This window comes from Enterobacter cloacae complex sp. IR5384 (assembly GCF_049237265.1).
GTDB classification, from domain to species: domain Bacteria; phylum Pseudomonadota; class Gammaproteobacteria; order Enterobacterales; family Enterobacteriaceae; genus Enterobacter; species Enterobacter cloacae.
Genome location: NZ_JBMKHJ010000004.1, coordinates 195,678 through 213,799 on the forward strand (window position 1 = coordinate 195,678; position 18,122 = coordinate 213,799).

General features: G+C 57.1%; 18 protein-coding genes. 3 read left to right on the top strand and 15 right to left on the bottom strand.

Annotated elements, in window-relative coordinates:
* Positions 1 to 202 precede the first annotated feature (202 nt).
* The 7 genes from dedD to pdxB all read right to left on the bottom strand — a co-directional run bounded on the left by dedD (position 203) and on the right by pdxB (position 7,004).
* Positions 203 to 898 (bottom strand): cell division protein DedD, encoded by a 696-nt coding sequence (dedD, locus tag ACOTX3_RS05775; RefSeq protein WP_014832787.1) that lies wholly within the window; start codon positions 896 to 898, stop codon positions 203 to 205.
* Positions 888 to 2,156: a bifunctional tetrahydrofolate synthase/dihydrofolate synthase gene (gene folC / locus ACOTX3_RS05780; RefSeq protein WP_058662059.1), complete on the bottom strand. Its 1,269-nt coding sequence runs from the start codon at positions 2,154 to 2,156 to the stop codon at positions 888 to 890. Before folC ends, dedD begins: the two co-directional genes overlap by 11 nt.
* A 70-nt stretch (positions 2,157 to 2,226) precedes the next feature.
* Entirely contained in the window at positions 2,227 to 3,132 is a 906-nt protein-coding gene (gene accD, locus ACOTX3_RS05785) for an acetyl-CoA carboxylase, carboxyltransferase subunit beta (protein ID WP_013098138.1), read from the bottom strand.
* Between the two features lie 154 nt (positions 3,133 to 3,286).
* A complete protein-coding gene (locus ACOTX3_RS05790) occupies positions 3,287 to 3,946 on the bottom strand; it encodes a DedA family protein (RefSeq protein ID WP_013098139.1) in 660 nt (219 codons plus the stop codon).
* Between the two features lie 28 nt (positions 3,947 to 3,974).
* Positions 3,975 to 4,787, bottom strand: a complete 813-nt coding sequence (truA, locus tag ACOTX3_RS05795) for a tRNA pseudouridine(38-40) synthase TruA (protein ID WP_058678204.1) — start codon at positions 4,785 to 4,787, stop codon at positions 3,975 to 3,977.
* A complete protein-coding gene (locus tag ACOTX3_RS05800) occupies positions 4,787 to 5,800 on the bottom strand; it encodes an aspartate-semialdehyde dehydrogenase (protein ID WP_013098141.1) in 1,014 nt (337 codons plus the stop codon). Before ACOTX3_RS05800 ends, truA begins: the two co-directional genes overlap by 1 nt.
* Positions 5,801 to 5,867: 67 nt before the next feature.
* Positions 5,868 to 7,004 (bottom strand): 4-phosphoerythronate dehydrogenase PdxB, encoded by a 1,137-nt coding sequence (pdxB, locus tag ACOTX3_RS05805; protein WP_058678205.1) that lies wholly within the window; start codon positions 7,002 to 7,004, stop codon positions 5,868 to 5,870.
* 113 nt (positions 7,005 to 7,117) lie between these two features.
* Here pdxB and flk point away from each other — a divergent pair, with 113 nt between their 5' ends.
* The gene (gene flk, locus ACOTX3_RS05810) at positions 7,118 to 8,122 is read left to right on the top strand and encodes a flagella biosynthesis regulator Flk (RefSeq protein WP_045903398.1); all 1,005 of its coding nucleotides are present in this window, start codon (positions 7,118 to 7,120) and stop codon (positions 8,120 to 8,122) included.
* A 90-nt stretch (positions 8,123 to 8,212) separates the two neighbouring features.
* On the opposite strand, the gene ACOTX3_RS05815 is transcribed toward flk, so the two are convergent.
* A complete protein-coding gene (locus ACOTX3_RS05815) occupies positions 8,213 to 9,391 on the bottom strand; it encodes an MFS transporter (protein ID WP_047023797.1) in 1,179 nt (392 codons plus the stop codon).
* 68 nt (positions 9,392 to 9,459) lie between these two features.
* On the bottom strand, positions 9,460 to 10,677 hold the full coding sequence (gene fabB / locus ACOTX3_RS05820; protein WP_058678206.1) for a beta-ketoacyl-ACP synthase I: 1,218 nt from the start codon (positions 10,675 to 10,677) through the stop codon (positions 9,460 to 9,462).
* A gap of 158 nt (positions 10,678 to 10,835) precedes the next feature.
* Here fabB and mnmC point away from each other — a divergent pair, with 158 nt between their 5' ends.
* On the top strand, positions 10,836 to 12,833 hold the full coding sequence (mnmC, locus tag ACOTX3_RS05825; protein ID WP_058678207.1) for a bifunctional tRNA (5-methylaminomethyl-2-thiouridine)(34)-methyltransferase MnmD/FAD-dependent 5-carboxymethylaminomethyl-2-thiouridine(34) oxidoreductase MnmC: 1,998 nt from the start codon (positions 10,836 to 10,838) through the stop codon (positions 12,831 to 12,833).
* A gap of 36 nt (positions 12,834 to 12,869) precedes the next feature.
* Here mnmC and ACOTX3_RS05830 read toward each other — a convergent pair whose 3' ends face one another.
* From ACOTX3_RS05830 to prmB, 6 genes are read right to left on the bottom strand one after another with little or no spacing between them, the layout of a single operon-like run.
* Positions 12,870 to 13,148 (bottom strand): YfcL family protein, encoded by a 279-nt coding sequence (locus ACOTX3_RS05830; RefSeq protein WP_013098147.1) that lies wholly within the window; start codon positions 13,146 to 13,148, stop codon positions 12,870 to 12,872.
* Between the two features lie 13 nt (positions 13,149 to 13,161).
* Positions 13,162 to 13,707: an elongation factor P hydroxylase gene (locus tag ACOTX3_RS05835; RefSeq protein ID WP_013098148.1), complete on the bottom strand. Its 546-nt coding sequence runs from the start codon at positions 13,705 to 13,707 to the stop codon at positions 13,162 to 13,164.
* Positions 13,704 to 14,516, bottom strand: a complete 813-nt coding sequence (locus ACOTX3_RS05840) for a sulfite exporter TauE/SafE family protein (RefSeq protein WP_013098149.1) — start codon at positions 14,514 to 14,516, stop codon at positions 13,704 to 13,706. The genes ACOTX3_RS05835 and ACOTX3_RS05840 overlap by 4 nt, the downstream gene beginning before the upstream one ends.
* Entirely contained in the window at positions 14,516 to 15,340 is an 825-nt protein-coding gene (gene mepA, locus ACOTX3_RS05845; RefSeq protein ID WP_020690615.1) for a penicillin-insensitive murein endopeptidase, read from the bottom strand. Before mepA ends, ACOTX3_RS05840 begins: the two co-directional genes overlap by 1 nt.
* A gap of 2 nt (positions 15,341 to 15,342) precedes the next feature.
* A complete protein-coding gene (gene aroC, locus ACOTX3_RS05850) occupies positions 15,343 to 16,428 on the bottom strand; it encodes a chorismate synthase (RefSeq protein ID WP_023619788.1) in 1,086 nt (361 codons plus the stop codon).
* Between the two features lie 60 nt (positions 16,429 to 16,488).
* A complete protein-coding gene (prmB, locus tag ACOTX3_RS05855; protein ID WP_013098152.1) occupies positions 16,489 to 17,421 on the bottom strand; it encodes a 50S ribosomal protein L3 N(5)-glutamine methyltransferase in 933 nt (310 codons plus the stop codon).
* A 145-nt stretch (positions 17,422 to 17,566) separates the two neighbouring features.
* On the opposite strand from prmB, the gene smrB reads away from it, so the two are divergent.
* Positions 17,567 to 18,118: an endonuclease SmrB gene (gene smrB / locus ACOTX3_RS05860; protein ID WP_013098153.1), complete on the top strand. Its 552-nt coding sequence runs from the start codon at positions 17,567 to 17,569 to the stop codon at positions 18,116 to 18,118.
* Positions 18,119 to 18,122: the final 4 nt, after the last annotated feature.

Sequence of the window (18,122 nt, forward strand, 5' to 3'; positions counted from 1 at the left end):
GATTTAACGCCCTGTCATCCAGTTCGGGGCGAATTCTAACAGAAAAAGAAAACGTTTGCGTAGGGATTTCCTTCCCGCGCGTAAATAAAAAAGGCGCTGAAAAAATGTTCAACGCCGTTGGCTTATTACGTCTCTTTGGACGTCTGCCACTCCCCCTCACCCTCTCCCCTTTGGGAAGAGGGCCGGGGTGAGGGGAACCTTATCAGTTCGCGCTGTAGTTCATCACCACACCGCTCAGGCCAGAGATCTGCTTCAGCTCACCGAGCGAGCCTTTGAGCTTATCCTTAGACGCTTCTGGCCCCACAAGGATACGGGTGATTTTACCCTGCACCGGCGTGGAAGGTGAAGTGTAAACGCGATAACCCGCACTGCGCAGCTTACCCACTACCTCATTGACCTTATCGGCATTTTTCAGCGCACCCAACTGCACAACGTAGGCTTTACCCGTCGGTGCAGCCTCTTGCTGGGCCGGTTTTGCCGCAGGCGGCGTCTCTGAAGCCGCGGCCAGTTGTTCTGCTGCTTTATCCCGCTGCGGTTTCGGCTGTGTTTTTTCCACCGGCTTCGGTTTTTCAACCGGTTTCGGCTGCTCTACCGGCACCGGATCGATTTCGATGTTGTTATTCGCCGCCAGACGAGACGGATCGAGGGACGGCGCGGCCGCATCCCCGGCACGCACCTCTTCAGCCGCCCCTTCCGGCGGCTGAGCAGGCAGCGCCTGGGTCGCCGCAGGCAGCATATCCGGTTCGTCGCGATCGCCCGGCTTCGGCACCAGCGGAATGGCTGCAAATTCATCCTGGTAATGCTTTTTCTGCCCGTCGAGCAGACCCGGGAGGATAATCACCCCGAGCGCGACCAGCACAATGGTTCCTGTTAAACGGTTCTGAAACTTACTCGCCACCGGTTCTCCCCGCGTCCATCACTTCCATGACATGTGCCACCGTGTGGAACGAACCACACACCAGCACGGTATCTTCTGGTTTAGCATCCGCCATCGCGGCTTGCCAGGCCTGAGCCACGCTATTGTAGATTGCGCCTTTGCCGAGATGTTCCAGCAACTGCTCAGCCGTCGCACCGCGCGGCCCCTCCAGAGGAGCACAATACCAGCTATCGACCACACTCTCCATGCAAGCCAGCGTACCGCCGATATCTTTATCATGAAGCATACCGATAACCGCCAGCACGCGCCCGGTTTTTGGTAACGATTTGAGACGCGCGGCGAGATACGCCGCAGCATGCGGGTTATGCGCGACATCCAGTATCAGCCGCGGAGCGTCGCTGACAATCTGAAAACGCCCGGGCAGAATCGCATTCTGAATACCGTCGCGGATGGCCTGTTCGCTCACCGCCAGCCCGCTTGCGCGCAATGCCGCCAGGGCGGTGGCGGCATTAGGTTGCGGTACCTGCGGCAGGGGCAGATTCTCCAGCGTTCCCTGCGCATCGGTGAAGCGCCAGCCGTTGTTCTGAACCTCATACTGCCAGTCCACACCCCGGCGCAGCAGGTGAGCGCCCTTCTCTTTTGCCACGTCGGCAATGGTGTGCGGCATATCCGGCTCGCCAACCACCGCGGGCTTATTCGTGCGGAAAATACCGGCCTTCTCACGGCCAATACTTTCGCGATCGGGGCCCAGCCAGTCGGTATGATCCAGGGCAATGCTGGTGACCACCGCCACATCGGCATCCACCATATTGGTGGCATCCAGACGCCCGCCGAGGCCCACTTCCAGAATCACCACGTCCAGTTGCGCCTGTTTAAACAGCCACAGCGCCGACAGAGTGCCGTATTCGAAATAGGTTAATGAAATCTCACCGCGCGCCGCTTCAATTTCTGCGAACGACGCCGTATGCGCAGACTCTGGCAGTTCGCTGTTTTGCACGCGAACCCGCTCGGTATAACGTACCAGGTGCGGAGAGCTGTAGACACCAACCTTGTAACCGGCAGCCATCAGGACAGCTTCAAGCGTACGGCAGGTGGTGCCTTTACCGTTGGTTCCGGCGACGGTAAAAACAAACGGCGCAGGTTTCAGCACATCGAGACGCGCAGCAACCTGGCTTACGCGTTCAAGCCCCATATCAATGGTTTTACTGTGCAGGTTTTCCAGATAAGAAAGCCACGTGGCCAGGGGCGACGTGGCTTGGGGAATGCTTTTATTTTCCATGATGCCCGGTTGTCATTAACAGTTTATAAAGCAAAAGGGCAGCGCCAACCGGCCCTGCCCTTTTCAGTTATCAGGCCTCGGGTTCCTGATCCGGTACTACCACGCCTTCGCGCGGCTCATCCGGGTTCGGCGCCGGCAGATTCATCAGCTTCGCCAGGATGCTCGCCAGTTTCAGGCGCATTTCCGGGCGGCGGACGATCATGTCAATCGCGCCTTTCTCAATGAGGAACTCACTGCGCTGGAAGCCCGGCGGCAGTTTTTCACGTACGGTCTGCTCAATAACGCGAGGACCAGCAAAGCCGATCAGCGCTTTTGGCTCAGCGATGTTCAGATCGCCCAGCATCGCAAAGCTTGCAGAGACGCCACCCATGGTTGGGTCGGTCAGTACAGAGATGTACGGCAGACCGCGCTCCTGCATTTTAGCCAGCGCAGCAGAGGTTTTCGCCATCTGCATCAGGGACATCAGCGCTTCCTGCATACGTGCACCGCCAGAGGCGGAGAAGCAGATCAGCGGGCAGTTGTCTTCCAGCGCCTGCTCAACAGCACGCACAAAGCGCGCACCGACCACGGAACCCATTGAGCCACCCATGAAGGAGAACTCAAACGCGGCGGCCACTACCGGCATCTCGTGCAGGGTGCCTTTCATCACGACCAGCGCGTCTTTCTCGCCGGTCTCTTTCTGTGCAGAGGCCAGACGATCTTTATATTTTTTGGAATCACGGAACTTGAGCACATCTTTTGGCTCAAGCTCGCTACCCAGTTCTACCAGAGAACCTTCGTCCAGCAGGCTGTGCAGGCGATTACGCGCCGTCATGCGCATGTGGTGGTCACACTTCGGACACACCTCAAGATTGCGTTCCAGTTCTGCGCGATACAGAACCTGACCACAGCTATCACACTTCGTCCATACCCCTTCAGGAATGCTCGCTTTACGCGTTGGGGTAATGTTGCTTTTAATTCGTTCAATCCAGCTCATTGATAACCTTTCTGCCTGAACCTGGTCGTATGCCAGTTTTGCTGTAAGAGGCGAATAATGCCATTTTTGCCTCCAACAGACCATGAATGTTGCACATTAAAACATAACAGCCCGAAACTTTGGATAAAAAAGTGGTCGAACCGCCTGCGTGCATTTACTTCGCTTGCTTTGCTGCCGCGCGCTTGTGACGAATAATTTCGATAACACCCGGTAAAACAGAAAGCACAATAATCGCTACAATCAGTAACTTAAGGTTTTCCTGAACTACAGGGAGATCGCCAAACAGGTAGCCTGCATAGGTAAAGAGCAGCACCCACAGCAGCGCGCCAATGACGTTGTATGCCGCAAAATGACGATAGGACATGTGCCCCATTCCCGCCACAAATGGCGCAAATGTACGCACAATAGGCACAAAACGCGCAAGGATAATAGTTTTTCCACCGTGGCGCTCATAAAACGCATGGGTTTTATCTAAATAGCTACGACGGAATATTTTTGAGTCCGGATTGCTGAATAAGCGCTCACCGAAGACCCGTCCAATGGTGTAGTTGACCGCGTCACCGACAATTGCGGCGATCACCATCAGCACCACCATTATGTGCACATTCAAATCGTTGCCAGGCAGCGCAGATAACGCCCCCGCGACGAACAGCAGCGAATCCCCCGGTAGAAACGGCGTGACTACCAGACCGGTTTCACAGAACAGAATGAGGAACAGAATGGCATACACCCAGACGCCATACTGCGCGACCAGCTCCGCCAGGTGAACATCAATATGCAGAATGAAATCAATCAGAAAACGTATTACGTCCATATTGTCTAAGCCTTAATTGCACCTTTGTTTAGTCCGCCAGGAACAGCGGGCCCATTGGCGGTTTTGGCAGGTCAAACCGGTCCGGATAGTCCACCGAGACCAGATACAGCCCTTCCGCTTTCGCCGTTGCTGCCGCAAGCGTTCTGTCCTTCGCTGCCAGCAGTTCTGCAATCCAGCTCTCCGGCTGGTGTCCGGCACCCACGTCCATCAGGCTGCCCACAATATTCCGCACCATATGATGTACAAAGGCATTGGCTTTGATATCCACCACCACATACGCGCCAAAACGGCTGACGTTTATGTGCATGACGTTACGCCACGGCGTGCGGGACTGACACTGCACCGCACGGAACGAGGTAAAGTCATTTTCACCAATCAGACACTGCGCCGCACGATGCATACGTTCTGCATCCAGCGGTTCATAAAAATGCGTCACGCCCTGGCTTAACACCGCCGGACGAAGACGCTGATTGTAGATGACATAGCGATAACGGCGCGCAGTGGCGCTGAAACGCGCATGAAAATCATCCGGCACAGCTTTCACCCAGCGCACCGCAATGTCACCAGGTAAATTCGCATTTACACCCAACGTCCAGGCAGCGTCCTTGCGCACGGCGGTGGTTTCAAAGTGAACCACCTGCCCCGTTCCGTGGACACCGGCGTCAGTGCGTCCTGCACACAGGACGTTAATCGGTTCGTTCGCCACCTGAGAGAGCGCTTTCTCCAGTTTTTCCTGGACACTGCGCACCTCATTTTGACGCTGCCAGCCATAATATTTACTGCCGTCGTACTCGATACCGAGGGCGACTTTATGAACCGGCTTTTGTTCCACGTCTGACATCAGTACAGATACTCCTGCACCAGTTTTTCAGCGATTTTGACCGCCATCAGCGCGCCGCCGAAGCGCACGTTATCGGCTACGGACCAGAACTGAACCTGCTCCGGCATACCGTAATCATTCCGTACGCAGCCCACCGAGAGGTGTGCGCTGCCGGTGGCATCGCCAACCTGCGTCGGGAATTCACTCTCTTCGGAGAGCACAATGTCTTCACCGCGGCCGAACGCATCACGCGCTTCTTCAGCGGCCAGCGGACGCAGGGCTTCGAAACCTACCATCTGCGCATGACCGTAAAAGACCGGCGACTGCACGACGTTTGCGGAGATCATCAGCCCCTCGTCCTGCAGAATTTTGCGCGCTTCGTCGACGATACGGCGCTCTTCACGCACGGAGCCTTCACGATCCGGCAGCAGCGGCAGCATATTGAATGCCAGCTGACGGCCGAAGAAATCGTCTTCGTCAATCGGGATGCCGTTCAGGAGCTTCGCACTCTGTCCGGCCAGCGCGTCGACGGCCTTTTTGCCTTGCGCAGAAGCGGAAAGCAGGCTGGTCACGGTGATACGCGACAGACCGCCATCGTCGATTAAAGGTTTAAGAGCGGTCAGCAGCTGGCTGGTCAGGCTATTGGGAACCGCAATGATATTGCGGTTACGGTAGTCGGCCAGGACAAACGGGTTCACGTCCGGCACCACCAGCGGGACATCCGGCTCCATCGAGAACAGGCCGCTCAGATCGATCACCAGACAGCCAGAATTCGTCGCGTCTTCAATGTACGACGCGGTGGCTTCAGCACCTGCCGCAAAAAAGGCCAGCTGCGCCTGCGTCCAGTCGAATTCGGCGGCATCCTGAACCATGACGGATTTGCCGCCAAAACGCAGATGCTCACCGGCGCTGTCAGTGCGCGCCAGTGCATAGATATCACCCACCGGGAACTGACGCTCAGCAAGGGTTTCGAGCAGGGCTTCACCCACGGCACCCGTGGCACCTAAAATGGCAATGTTCCAGCCTTCAGACATGGTGGTTTACTCCAGAAATAAAAAAGCGTCCCTGTCGGAGTATCCAACAGGGAGCGTTAAGAAGACATTAATGCGCCGGGTGATGAACGGCGTTAAAACCCAGTTTATGCAGCAGCGCTGCCGCCGACGCGTCATCGCACATGACATACAGAGAAGACCATTCACGGCGCTCAACGTAATTCTTGCGCAGCTTGTCAAACTCCCCCGGGATCCCCGCCACTTTACGCAGCAGCGCATCATCGCGGCGCACATCATACACCAAATGCACCAGCCTTTTCAGCGTTGCCTGATCGAGCGGGCCATGCAGGGTAATGCGGCCAAATTCAGGCGCGGGGAGTAAGGTGTCCAGCGCCACCTGCTGCGGACGGCCAATAAAGGCGCTATAGGCCTCAAAGACCTGGGTTGTACCACGGGCCTTTCCTTCGAGCGTATAACCCGCAATATGCGCGGTTGCAACGTCGACCTTGTTCAGCAGCGCAACGTTGAGATCGGGCTCCGGCTCCCAGACGTCCAGCACCACGCTGAGATCCTGCCCCTCTTCCAGACATTTCAGCAACGCGGCGTTATCGACGACCGGGCCACGACAGGCATTTATCAGAATAGTGCTAGCCTTCAGACGACGGATCAGCGCCTCATCAGCAAGATGGAGCGTCTTATAGGCCCCCTCTTTGAAGAGGGGCGTATGGAAGGTGATGACGTCGCATGCTTCAACCAGCTCATCCAGGGGGCGGAAGTCGCCTTCATCACCGTTGTCTTTACGCGGCGGGTCACACAGCAGGGTGCGAATGCCTAACGCCTCAAGGCGTTTTTGCAGGCGTCCTCCCACGTTGCCCACCCCGACAATGCCTACGGTGCGGTCTTTCAGCGCAAAACCGTCGCGCTCTGCCAGCATCAGCAGAGAAGAGAAAACGTATTCCACTACCGCAATGGCGTTACAGCCAGGCGCGGCGGAAAACCCGATCCCCGCCTGCTTAAGCCATTTGTCATCCACATGATCCGTCCCGGCCGTTGCGGTTCCGACGAATTTAATCGCTTTGCCGGAGAGCAACGCCTCATTTACTTTGGTCACCGAGCGCACCATCAGGGCATCGGCATCATCCAGCTCGTTTACCGGAATGGGTCGACCAGGGACAGCCTTAACATTACCAAGGCGGCTAAAGAGCTCGCGGGCGTAAGGCATATTTTCATCAACGAGGATTTTCACGTCTGAGTACCTGTTTGAGAGGAAGAAAACCTGCCAAGTGTGCCATAATCTGGCCGCCAGGCATATATGCATGCCGGGTTTACGCTGAGTTTTGACTTTAAGGATTTTTGACGATGCAGCCTATTTCAGGTACGCCACCACGCCCTCCGGGTGAAGGCCCTGTCACGCCAAACGTTGCAGGTGAACAACCGCTTTCCACGCAACAGCGCACCGTGCTGGAGCGCCTGATCACGCGCCTGATCGCGCTCACTTCACAGCAAAATGCGGAAGTCTGGGCCGGGGTAAAGCATGATTTAGGCGTCCGCAACGATGCACCGTTGCAGTCGCGCCACTTCCCTGCGGCCGAGCAAAATCTGAATCAGCGTATTACCGCCGCACAGCAAAATCACACCACTCGCCAGATTGTCGCGCAGTTAACCGAGCTGTTGAGCCAGGGCAACAACCGTCAGGCAGTCAGTGATTTTATTCGCCAGCAGTTTGGCCAGACCGCCCTGAGCCAGCTAACGCCAGAGCAGCTGAAAACCGTGCTGACGCTGCTGCAAACCAATCAGCTGACCATTCCGCAACCGCAACAGCGTCCGTCAACCGAGCGTCCGCTGCTGCCTGCTGAACACAATACGTTGAACCAGATGGTGACCAGGCTGGCCGCCGCCACCGGCGAATCAACGAAGCTTATCTGGCAGTCGATGCTGGAGCTTTCCGGCGTGAAAGCGGGCGAGCTGATCCCGGCCAAACAGTTTACGCATCTGGTCACCTGGCTACAGGCTCGCCAGACGCTGAGCACCCAAAGTACCCCTACCCTGCATACGCTACAGGCGGCACTGAAGCAGCCGCTGGAGCCGCATGAATTTGAGGTGATTCGGGATTACGCCCAGCAGACCTGGCAGGCCACGCCGCAAACGGTACTGACCACCGCGCAGGTGCAAGATTTGCTGAATCAGATCTTTATTCGCCGCGCCGAGCGCGAAGGCGGCGTGCCGGAAGTCAGGGATATTCAGCCGATCTACAGCCCGCTGTTTGCGCCGGTGGTGGAGACCTTCAGAAACCTCTCTGCCCGTCCGGGATTACTGTTTATTGCGTTACTGATTGCGCTGGCAATTTTCTGGCTGGTTGCCTGATGTTTTGCCCGGTGGCGCTGCGCTTACCGGGCCTACAACGACCCGAACGGTAGGCCGGGTAAGGCGAAGCCGCCACCCGGCAACAACGGCTCAAGGCCTGCGAAACGCCACCAGCGTCACCACGATCCCAACAACGGCTGAAACCGCACCTGCCAGGAAGACGGACGGATAACCAAACGACGTGGCCAGGAGCCCCGCCAGCGGTCCGGTGACACCGTATGAGATGTCCTGAAACGCCGCATAACCGCCCAACGCCGTACCGCGCACCTGTGGCGCAACGCGTTTTACCACCTCAACCCCCAGCGCCGGGAAGATCAGGGAACAGCCGCAGCCGGTCAGTGCCGCTCCGAGAAGGGCAACGGAGGCCACAGGGGCATACCACAGCAGCAGCAAACCGAGGGTTTCAATCACCAGCGACGCCACGGCCACCTTCACGCCACCAAAGCGATCCGGCATCCAGCCGAACAGCACGCGCATCAGGACAAACGCCCCACCAAAGGCGGTTAGCGTAAAGCCCGCCATCGCCCAGCCGCGGCTCATAAAGTACAGCGAAACGAATGTCCCAATCACCGCGAAGCCCACGCCTTGTAGCGCCAGCCCCAGCCCCGGCTGCCAGATTTGACCTATTACGCTCCACAGGGAAGGACGCTCACCTTTATGGGCAGGTACTTTGCGCACCGAGCCGTTAAACGCCCATGCCAGCAGCGGTAACAGCATGGTGGTGGCCGCCAGCGCGGCAAAACCGAACTGGCTGTGGATCAACAGCCCCAGCGGCGCACCTGCCGCGAGTGCGCCATAGATAGCCATACCGTTCCAGGACATCACCTTGCCCGAGCGCGCAGGGCCTACCAGCCCCATTCCCCAGGTCAGGGTGCCGGTCAGCAACTGGCTTTCACCAAAGCCGAGAATCAAACGTCCCACCACCAGCAGGGCAAATTTATACGCTGCGTCGACCGGCAGAAGCGCGGCAAGCAGCCACGCTGCGCCCGCCAGCCCGCAGGCAAACATGCCCTGCAGCGCTGAGCGTTTGGCACCGTGCTGGTCCGCCAGACGCCCGGCGTAGCCGCGGGTTAATACGGTAGCTAAAAACTGAATACCCACGGCGATGCCAACCAGGGTATTGCCGTAGCCCAGCTCCTGGTGAACAAACAGCGGGATAACAGGCAGCGGCAGGCCAACGGTCATGTAGGTCAGAAATACCGCAAAGGCGATACGGAAAAGGGAAAGGTTCCCGGAAGGGGTACTCTTCTCAGGGATAACGGCCTTCATGCGTAACTCCGTGTTCAGGCATAAAAAAAGGGAGCCTCGCGGCTCCCTTCTACTATACCTTCAAACGCTTACGCTTTCAGCTTGCGCATGACCAGCGTGGCGTTGGTGCCGCCAAAACCGAAGCTGTTGGACATCACGGTCGTCAACTCACGTTCAGTGGTTTCGGTCACGATGTTCAGGCCCGCTGCCTGCTCGTCCATCTCTTCGATGTTGATGCTTGGCGCGATAAAGCCATTTTCCAGCATCAGCAGAGAGTAGATTGCTTCCTGCACGCCAGCTGCACCCAGAGAGTGACCGGTCATGGCTTTGGTCGCGGAGATTGCCGGGCTGTTGTCGCCGAAGACTTCACGGATCGCACCCAGTTCTTTCACATCGCCTACTGGCGTAGAAGTCCCGTGGGAGTTCAGGTAGTCGATTGGGGTATCAACGCCGTGCATCGCCATCTTCATGCAGCGCACCGCGCCTTCGCCGGATGGAGCAACCATGTCAGCGCCGTCAGACGTTGCACCGTAGCCCACGATCTCAGCGTAGATGTGCGCGCCACGTGCCAGAGCGTGTTCCAGCTCTTCAACCACAACCATACCGCCGCCGCCTGCGATAACAAAACCGTCACGGTGCGCATCATAGGTACGGGATGCTTTAGCCGGGGTTTCATTGTATTTGGTAGACAGGGCACCCATTGCGTCGAATTCACAAGCCATTTCCCAGCCCAGCTCTTCGCCGCCGCCAGCAAATACGATGTCCTGTTTACCCAGTTGGATCTGCTCAACAGCATTACCGATGCAGTGTGCGGACGTCGCACATGCAGAACTGATGGAGTAGTTTACACCGTGAATTTTGAATGGGGTTGCCAGGCACGCGGAGACCGCAGAACCCATGGCTTTGGTTACCACGTACGGACCTACTGCTTTCAGACCACGCGGGCTACGCATGGCGTCAGCACCGAATACCTGCGCTTTGGATGAACCACCGGAACCGGCAATCAGACCCACGCGCGGGTTGTTCTGGTAAAACTCTTCGCTCAAGCCAGAATCTTTGATCGCTTCCTGCATGGAGAGATAAGCATAAATAGAGGCATCGTTCATGAAACGAACCACTTTACGGTCAATCAAACCGGTGGTGTCCAGTTTGACGTTACCCCATACGTGGCTACGCATACCTGAATCTTTAAACTCTTCAGAGAAAGTGATCCCGGAGCGTCCTTCACGCAGAGATGCCAGGACTTCCTGCTGGTTATTACCGATGCTGGAAACAATGCCCAGGCCAGTAATCACTGCACGTTTCATTCAATACCTCTGTAAGTCGCACTATAGTAAGTTTCGAGTCGCACAATAGCGTACACTTGTACGCCGAACAAGTCCGATCAGACATTTTCTGCGGAAATTTGCACCGATGGACTCACATCGTTAAGATCGTGCCACTGCCTGTCAGACGAGTAACTTACGTGAAACAAAACGCTATACAACCCGCCAACCTCGAATTCAACGCTGAGGGTACACCTGTTTCCCGAGATTTTGATGACGTCTATTTTTCTAATGATAACGGACTGGAAGAAACCCGCTATGTTTTCCTCGACGGAAATCAGCTCAGCGCACGCTTTCCCGCCCATCCGCGCAGTCTGTTTGTCGTCGCAGAGAGCGGGTTCGGTACCGGCCTGAATTTTTTGACCCTCTGGCAGGCTTTCGACCAGTTTCACGCTGCCCATCCTGAGGCTACGCTACAAAGATTACATTTCATCAGTTTCGAAAAATTTCCACTCACCGCGCACGACCTGCACCTGGCGCACCAGCGCTGGCCGGAGCTTGCCCCTTGGGCTGAACAGCTTCAGGCGCAGTGGCCGCCCGCCATCGGCGGTTGCCATCGTCTGCTGCTGGACGGTGGACGCGTCACGCTGGACTTATGGCTCGGCGATATCAACGAACTGACCGATAAGCTTGATGATTCGATGAACCAGAAGGTGGACGCGTGGTTCCTTGACGGGTTTGCGCCAGCCAAAAACCCGGAGATGTGGAGTCAGCATCTGTTTAGCGCCATGGCGCGTCTGGCGCGGCCTGGCGCAACGCTCGCGACCTTTACCTCGGCGGGGTTTGTCCGCCGCGGCTTACAGGAAGCAGGCTTTACGATGCGAAAAACCAAAGGGTTTGGCCGCAAGCGCGACATGCTGGTCGGGACGATGGAGCAGACGCTGGCGATCCCCGCCCGGGCGCCCTGGTTTGCACGCCGCGCCAGCGCCTCCCGTGAGGTGGCGTTAATCGGCGGAGGGATTGCCAGCGCCCTGCTTTCGCTCGCGCTTTTACACCGCGGCTGGCAGGTGACGCTCTACTGTGCTGACCCGGCTCCGGCAAACGGCGCCTCCGGCAACCGTCAGGGAGCCCTTTATCCGCTTTTAAGCGCGCACGACCCGGCGCTGTTCCAGTTTTTCCCCGCGGCCTTTACCTTTGCCCGTCGCGTATACGACACCCTTCCGGTGGCGTTCGATCATGACTGGTGCGGCGTGACGCAGCTCGGCTGGGATGAAAAGAGCCAGCAAAAAATCGCGCAGATGCTGTCGCTGGGCCTGCCGGAAGAGATTGCCCGCGCGGTAAGTGCGCAAACGGTGACAGACACCACCGGCGTTGAGACGGGCTGCGGCGGTATTCAGTATCCGCTCGGCGGCTGGCTGTGCCCTGCCGAATTGACCACTGCGGCGATTACCCTGGCACAGTCACGCGGGCTGACGGTGCATTATGCTCATAAGGTTGCATCGCTTAGCCGTACAGCCCACTGGACCCTGCGCTTTGCCGATGGCAAAGAGGCCACGCATGCCAGCGTTGTGCTGGCAAACGGACATCACATCAATCAGTTTGTCCAGACAGAGACATTGCCCGTTTATCCGGTTGGCGGCCAGGTGAGCCATATTCCGACCGCACCTGCACTGAGCCAACTGCGCCAGGTGCTGTGCTATGACGGCTACCTGACGCCGCAAAATCCGTCTAATGCTCATCATTGCATTGGTGCCAGTTACCATCGCGGTGAAACAGACACGCATTACCGCGAGGAAGATCAGCAGCAGAACCGCCAGCGCCTGATTGACTGCTTCCCGGACTCGGCGTGGGCGAGAGAGGTTGACGTCAGCGGGGGCGAAGCGCGCTGCGGCGTACGCTGCGCCACCCGCGATCATCTGCCCATGGCGGGAAATGTACCGGACTATGAGGCAACGCTTGAGGCGTATCAGGATCTGGCTGAACACAAGGAGACGGCTGTGGTCTCACCGGTTCATCCGGAGCTGTTTATGCTGGGCGGGCTGGGCTCGCGCGGGTTATGTTCTGCACCGCTGCTGGCTGAAGCGTTAGCGGCGCAAATGAGCGATGAGCCCATTCCGCTGGACAGCACCACGCTCGCAGGGCTGAATCCGAATCGTTTGTGGGTGCGGAAATTGCTGAAGGGGAAGCAGGTTAAATAGGGTGCCCTCTCCCACAGGGAGAGGGAGGTGAAACGCTTACTTCGCTTTCGCCTGCTGGAACAGGTTGTCCCACATACCCAGCACCAGAGACTGGTCGCGGGGAGAAAGCTCGCCCGCCTGGATGGCTTTTTCCAGGCTGCGGCTCACTTCATCATGAATGGCTTCGGCAGAGTGATCGTCCCCGGCTTCCAGCTCGGCAACGGCCAGCGTCAGGTGACCACGCAGATAACCGCTGGCGAACAGCTCATCATCACTGGCGTGTTCCACCATGTCATCAATTAACGCCAGAATGCGTGATTCAAATTCTGCGATCATCTTCTTTCCTCTGTTAAAGATCTTCCGGCCACGGGAAGCATTCCGCCGTGATCTCCGGCGTATGGTAATAATTCTGTAAAGCCTTGATCAGGCGTGCCGGGCGTTCCGGGATGCCTTTCTCAAGATACTCCATCACCTGCGCATGTACGCGGCGCTGGAAGAGAATACGGTCTGGCTCGAAATCCCCTTCGAGATTGTCACAACTGACGTTGAACGGGAAACCCGCTGCCACACAGAACAGCCACTCCAGCGCCTGCGGTTTGACTTCCACATCTTCAAACTGACCCTGCGTGGCCGCGTCACGTCCGTCCGGACAGTACCAGTAACCAAAGTCCACCAGCTCGCGACGCGCTTTTCCCGCAATGCACCAGTGTGAAATCTCATGCAGGCCACTGGCGTAAAAACCATGCGCAAACACGATGCGGTTATAGGGCACCTCTGCATCAGCAGGAAGATAGATCGGTTCGTCGTCGCCTTTAATCAGACGGGTATTAAAATCATCAGCAAAACAGCCGTCAAAAATCTCAATCAGCTGTTCATAGTTATGCGTACTGTTCATGCGTTCATCCCCAGCCAGGTGAGGATCTCCTGTCCATGGCTGTCATAAAGAAGCTTGGCGCTCATCACCGCCGAGACGATGACGATCATCGGGCGAATCAGCTTCTGTCCTTTGCTTAATACCAGACGCGAGCCCGCGCGCGCGCCTAAAAACTGCCCCGCCATCATCACAAACCCGGTTGCCCAGATAACCTTGCCGCCGATGATAAACAGCAGCAGGCCGCCGACGTTCGAGGTGGCATTCAGCACTTTAGCGTGGGCGGTTGATTTGGCGAGGTTAAATCCGGCCAGCGTGACAAACGCCAGGGCATAGAACGACCCGGCGCCCGGGCCAAAGAAGCCATCGTAAAACCCGACGCAGCCGCCTGCGATAAGCGCGAACGGCAGACCATGCAGCCGACGCTGCCTGTCCTCTTCACCGAGCTTAGGCATCAGCAGAAAGTAGAGTCCAATACAGATGACCAGCACCGGCAGGATCTGACGCAGAATGTCAGACTGTACGTGCTGAACCAACAGCGCACCGGAGGTTGAGCCGATGAAGGTCATCAGAATATTGAGCTTCTGGTCGGCTAGATTGACCACCTTACGGCGAATAAAATAGAGCGACGCGGAAAGGGACCCGCCGCAGGCCTGAAGCTTGTTGGTGGCAAGCGCCTGAGCCGGGCTCATGCCCGCCGCCAGCAGCGCCGGAACGGTAAGCAACCCGCCACCGCCCGCGAGGGCATCGATAAAACCGGCCAGCATTGCCACAAAGAACAGCACCACCAGCAGCAGCGGTGACACCATAAACAGGTCGACGAAATTATCCATTAAAGTACATGCTCATCCAGTAGCGCCTGGCAGGAAGGCGGCAACGGAGGCGGTGTCTTCTTCTCAGGCTTAGAGGTTCCAGGTTTTGCCGGTTCAAACCAGCTTTGCAGTTCCGCACCGCAGCCATCGCCTGGCGGTGGTAGCGGCTGATCTTCACATTCCAGACTGTTTGCCGGGCAGCGCAGACGTACGTGCATATGCGCACGATGCTGGAACCACGGACGCACTTTGCGCAGCCAGTCGCGATCGGTTCCCTCATCCAGGCAGAGCTGCTGCTTGATGGCCGGGTTAACGAAGATCCGCGTGACCTCGTTGTCCTTCGCTGCCAGCTTAATCAGACTGAAAACATCCGGGGTCCACAGCGACGGCACAACGCTTTTGCCGTCGCGCGCCACCAGATCCAGCGCCTGCGGCTTCAGCAGTTGGGCCGAGGTCCAGCGCGTTTTAGGCAACTGCAGGAAAATATCCACATCCAGCCCGGTCTGGTGACTGGCGTGCCCACCGTTGAAACGACCGCCAGCAGGCATACCCATATCGCCAATCAGCATCGTACCCAGCCCCAGGTTATGCACCTGGTTACCCAGACGCTGGATAAACAGCACCAGATCCGGGTGGCCGAAGTAACGACGCTGGTCGGTACGCATCACCTGATAAGTATCCGACTGCAGAGGAAGCTCCTGCGCACCAACGATACAGCCATTGGAGAACGCACCAATCGACTGCGCGCTTCCCGCCACCGGGTGAGTGATTTTTTGCCATGGCGTGGCGGCCAGACTGGCCCCACTGGCGAGTAGCGCCAGCAGAGCAATTGCGGTTTTTTTCATAGTTACCAGCGTGGAATGGTGGTCGTCACATCCGCATTCTGCGCACGCTGGCGCAGGAAGTGATCCATCAACACGATTGCCAGCATGGCTTCTGCGATCGGCACCGCGCGGATCCCGACACACGGATCGTGACGTCCTTTGGTGATCATCTCAACTTCTTCACCAGAGCGGTTAATCGTGTGGCCCGGCACGGTAATGCTGGACGTTGGCTTCAGCGCGATATTGGCAATAATCTGCTGCCCGCTGCTGATGCCGCCGAGAATGCCACCCGCATGGTTGCTCTGGAAGCCCTCTTTTGTAATTTCGTCACGGTTCTGGCTGCCGCGAAGCTGAACCACGTCAAAACCGTCGCCAATTTCGACGCCCTTCACCGCATTGATGCTCATCAGCGCGTGGGCAATGTCCGCGTCCAGACGGTCAAATACAGGCTCACCCCAGCCTGGCGGTACGCCGTCAGCCACCACGGTCACTTTTGCACCGATAGAGTCGCCCTCTTTTTTCAGGCCACGCATCAGCTCGTCCAGCGCCTCCAGCTTCTCAACATCAGCACAGAAGAACGGGTTTTGTTCAACCTGCTCCCAGTCTTTAATGGCCAGCGGAATGTCACCCATCTGGGTCAGGCACCCGCGGATCACGATGCCAAATTTCTGCTGCAGGTATTTCTTGGCAATCGCCCCTGCGGCGACGCGCATCGCAGTTTCACGGGCGGAGGAGCGTCCACCGCCGCGATAGTCGCGAAAACCGTACTTTTGTTCGTAGGTGTAGTCAGCGTGGCCCGGACGGAACACATCTTTGATGGCACCGTAGTCCTGAGAACGCTGGTCAGTGTTTTCAATCAGCAGACCAATACTGGTCCCGGTGGTACGGCCTTCAAAAACGCCTGAGAGAATTTTGACCTGGTCCGGCTCGCGACGCTGCGTGGTGTAGCGAGAGGTGCCCGGACGACGACGGTCAAGGTCGTGCTGTAAATCGGCTTCGGTGAGTTCGATGCCTGGCGGTACGCCGTCAACGATACAGCCCAGTGCCAGCCCGTGCGACTCACCAAAGGTGGTCACGCGGAATATTTGTCCAATACTGTTTCCTGCCATCACGGCTCCGATGTCGTTATTTGTGTGTGAGCGTTGTGAAACGGGCCGAAGCCCGCTGGATTAATCTTTGTAGATGCTGAAATGTTCGCGCGCGTCGAGCAGCTGCGCTTTGGTCAGCATAAAGACGCCGTCACCGCCGTTGTCGAACTCAAGCCAGGTGAACGGCACATCCGGGTACTGCTCTATCAGATGTACCATGCTGTTGCCCACTTCACAAATCAGAACACCGTCGTCGGTCAGATAATCCGGTGCGCAGGCCAGAATGCGGCGGGTCAGCTTCAGGCCGTCAGAACCCGATGCCAGGCCCAATTCTGGCTCGTGACGATATTCGTTCGGCAGATCGGACATATCTTCCGCATCCACGTACGGCGGGTTGGTTACGATCAGATCGTACTGCAGCGTCGGCAGGTCACGGAACAGATCGGAGCGGATAGGCGTAACATGGTGGATCAGCCCGTGTTCTTCAATGTTGTGCTCGGTTACCGCCAGTGCGTCGGTGGAGATGTCCACCGCGTCCACTTCCGCTTCCGGGAAGGCATAAGCGCAGGCAATGGCAATGCAGCCGCTGCCGGTACACATATCCAGAATGTGCTGCGGTTGACGGTTAATCAGCCCTTCGAAGTGGTTGTTGATCAGCTCACCAATCGGCGAGCGCGGCACCAGCACGCGTTCATCAACATAGAATTCGTGACCGCAGAACCAGGCTTTGTTGGTCAGATAGGCTACCGGAATACGCTCGTTCACGCGGCGGATCACACGCTCAACGATGCGGTGCTTTTCGCTGGAGGTCAGACGCGCGGTGCGCATGTCTTCCGGAATATCGAGCGGCAGGTAGAGAGAAGGCAGCACCAGTTGAACAGCTTCATCCCACGGGTTATCCGTGCCGTGTCCGTACCAGATATTGGCGGCGCTGAAGCGGCTAACCGACCAGCGCAACATGTCCTGTATGGTATGCAGCTCGTTTACTGCTTCATCGACAAAAATTTTATCCACTCTTTCCTCCAGGGCATGCTCGCATAATTTTCGGCGGCTAGTTTGCCATGAAGACGGCGATAAATCAGCAATGACGCGTACCGCTTGAGGTTAAAAAATGCGTTTAGTCGGGTACACTATCGGAAATACGAGATGAGAACGACGAATGAAAAAGAAAACATCGCTCAGCGAGGAGGATCAGGCGCTCTTCCGTCAGCTCATGACCGGGACGCGTCAAATCAAGCAGGACACCATTGTCCACCGGCCGATGCGCAAAAAAGTCAGCGAAGTACCGGTCAAAAGGCTATTGCAGGAGCAGGCGGATAATAGCCACTATTTTTCCGATGAGTTTCAGCCGCTGCTTAACACGCAGGGTGCGGTCAAGTACGTTCGCGAAGATGTCAGCCACTTTGAGCTGAAAAAATTACGCCGGGGAGATTATTCACCCGAGCTGTTTCTCGATTTGCATGGTTTGACGCAGATGCAGGCGAAACAGGAGCTGGGGGCGTTGATTGCCGCCTGTCGCCGCGAACATGTGTTTTGTGCCTGCGTGATGCACGGCCACGGTAAACATGTTCTTAAGCAACAAACGCCGCTGTGGCTGGCTCAGCATCCACACGTGATGGCGTTTCATCAGGCGCCCAAAGAGTACGGCGGAGATGCCGCCTTGCTGGTGTTGATAGAAGTTGAGGAGTGGCAACCGCCAGAACTGCCCTGAGAAC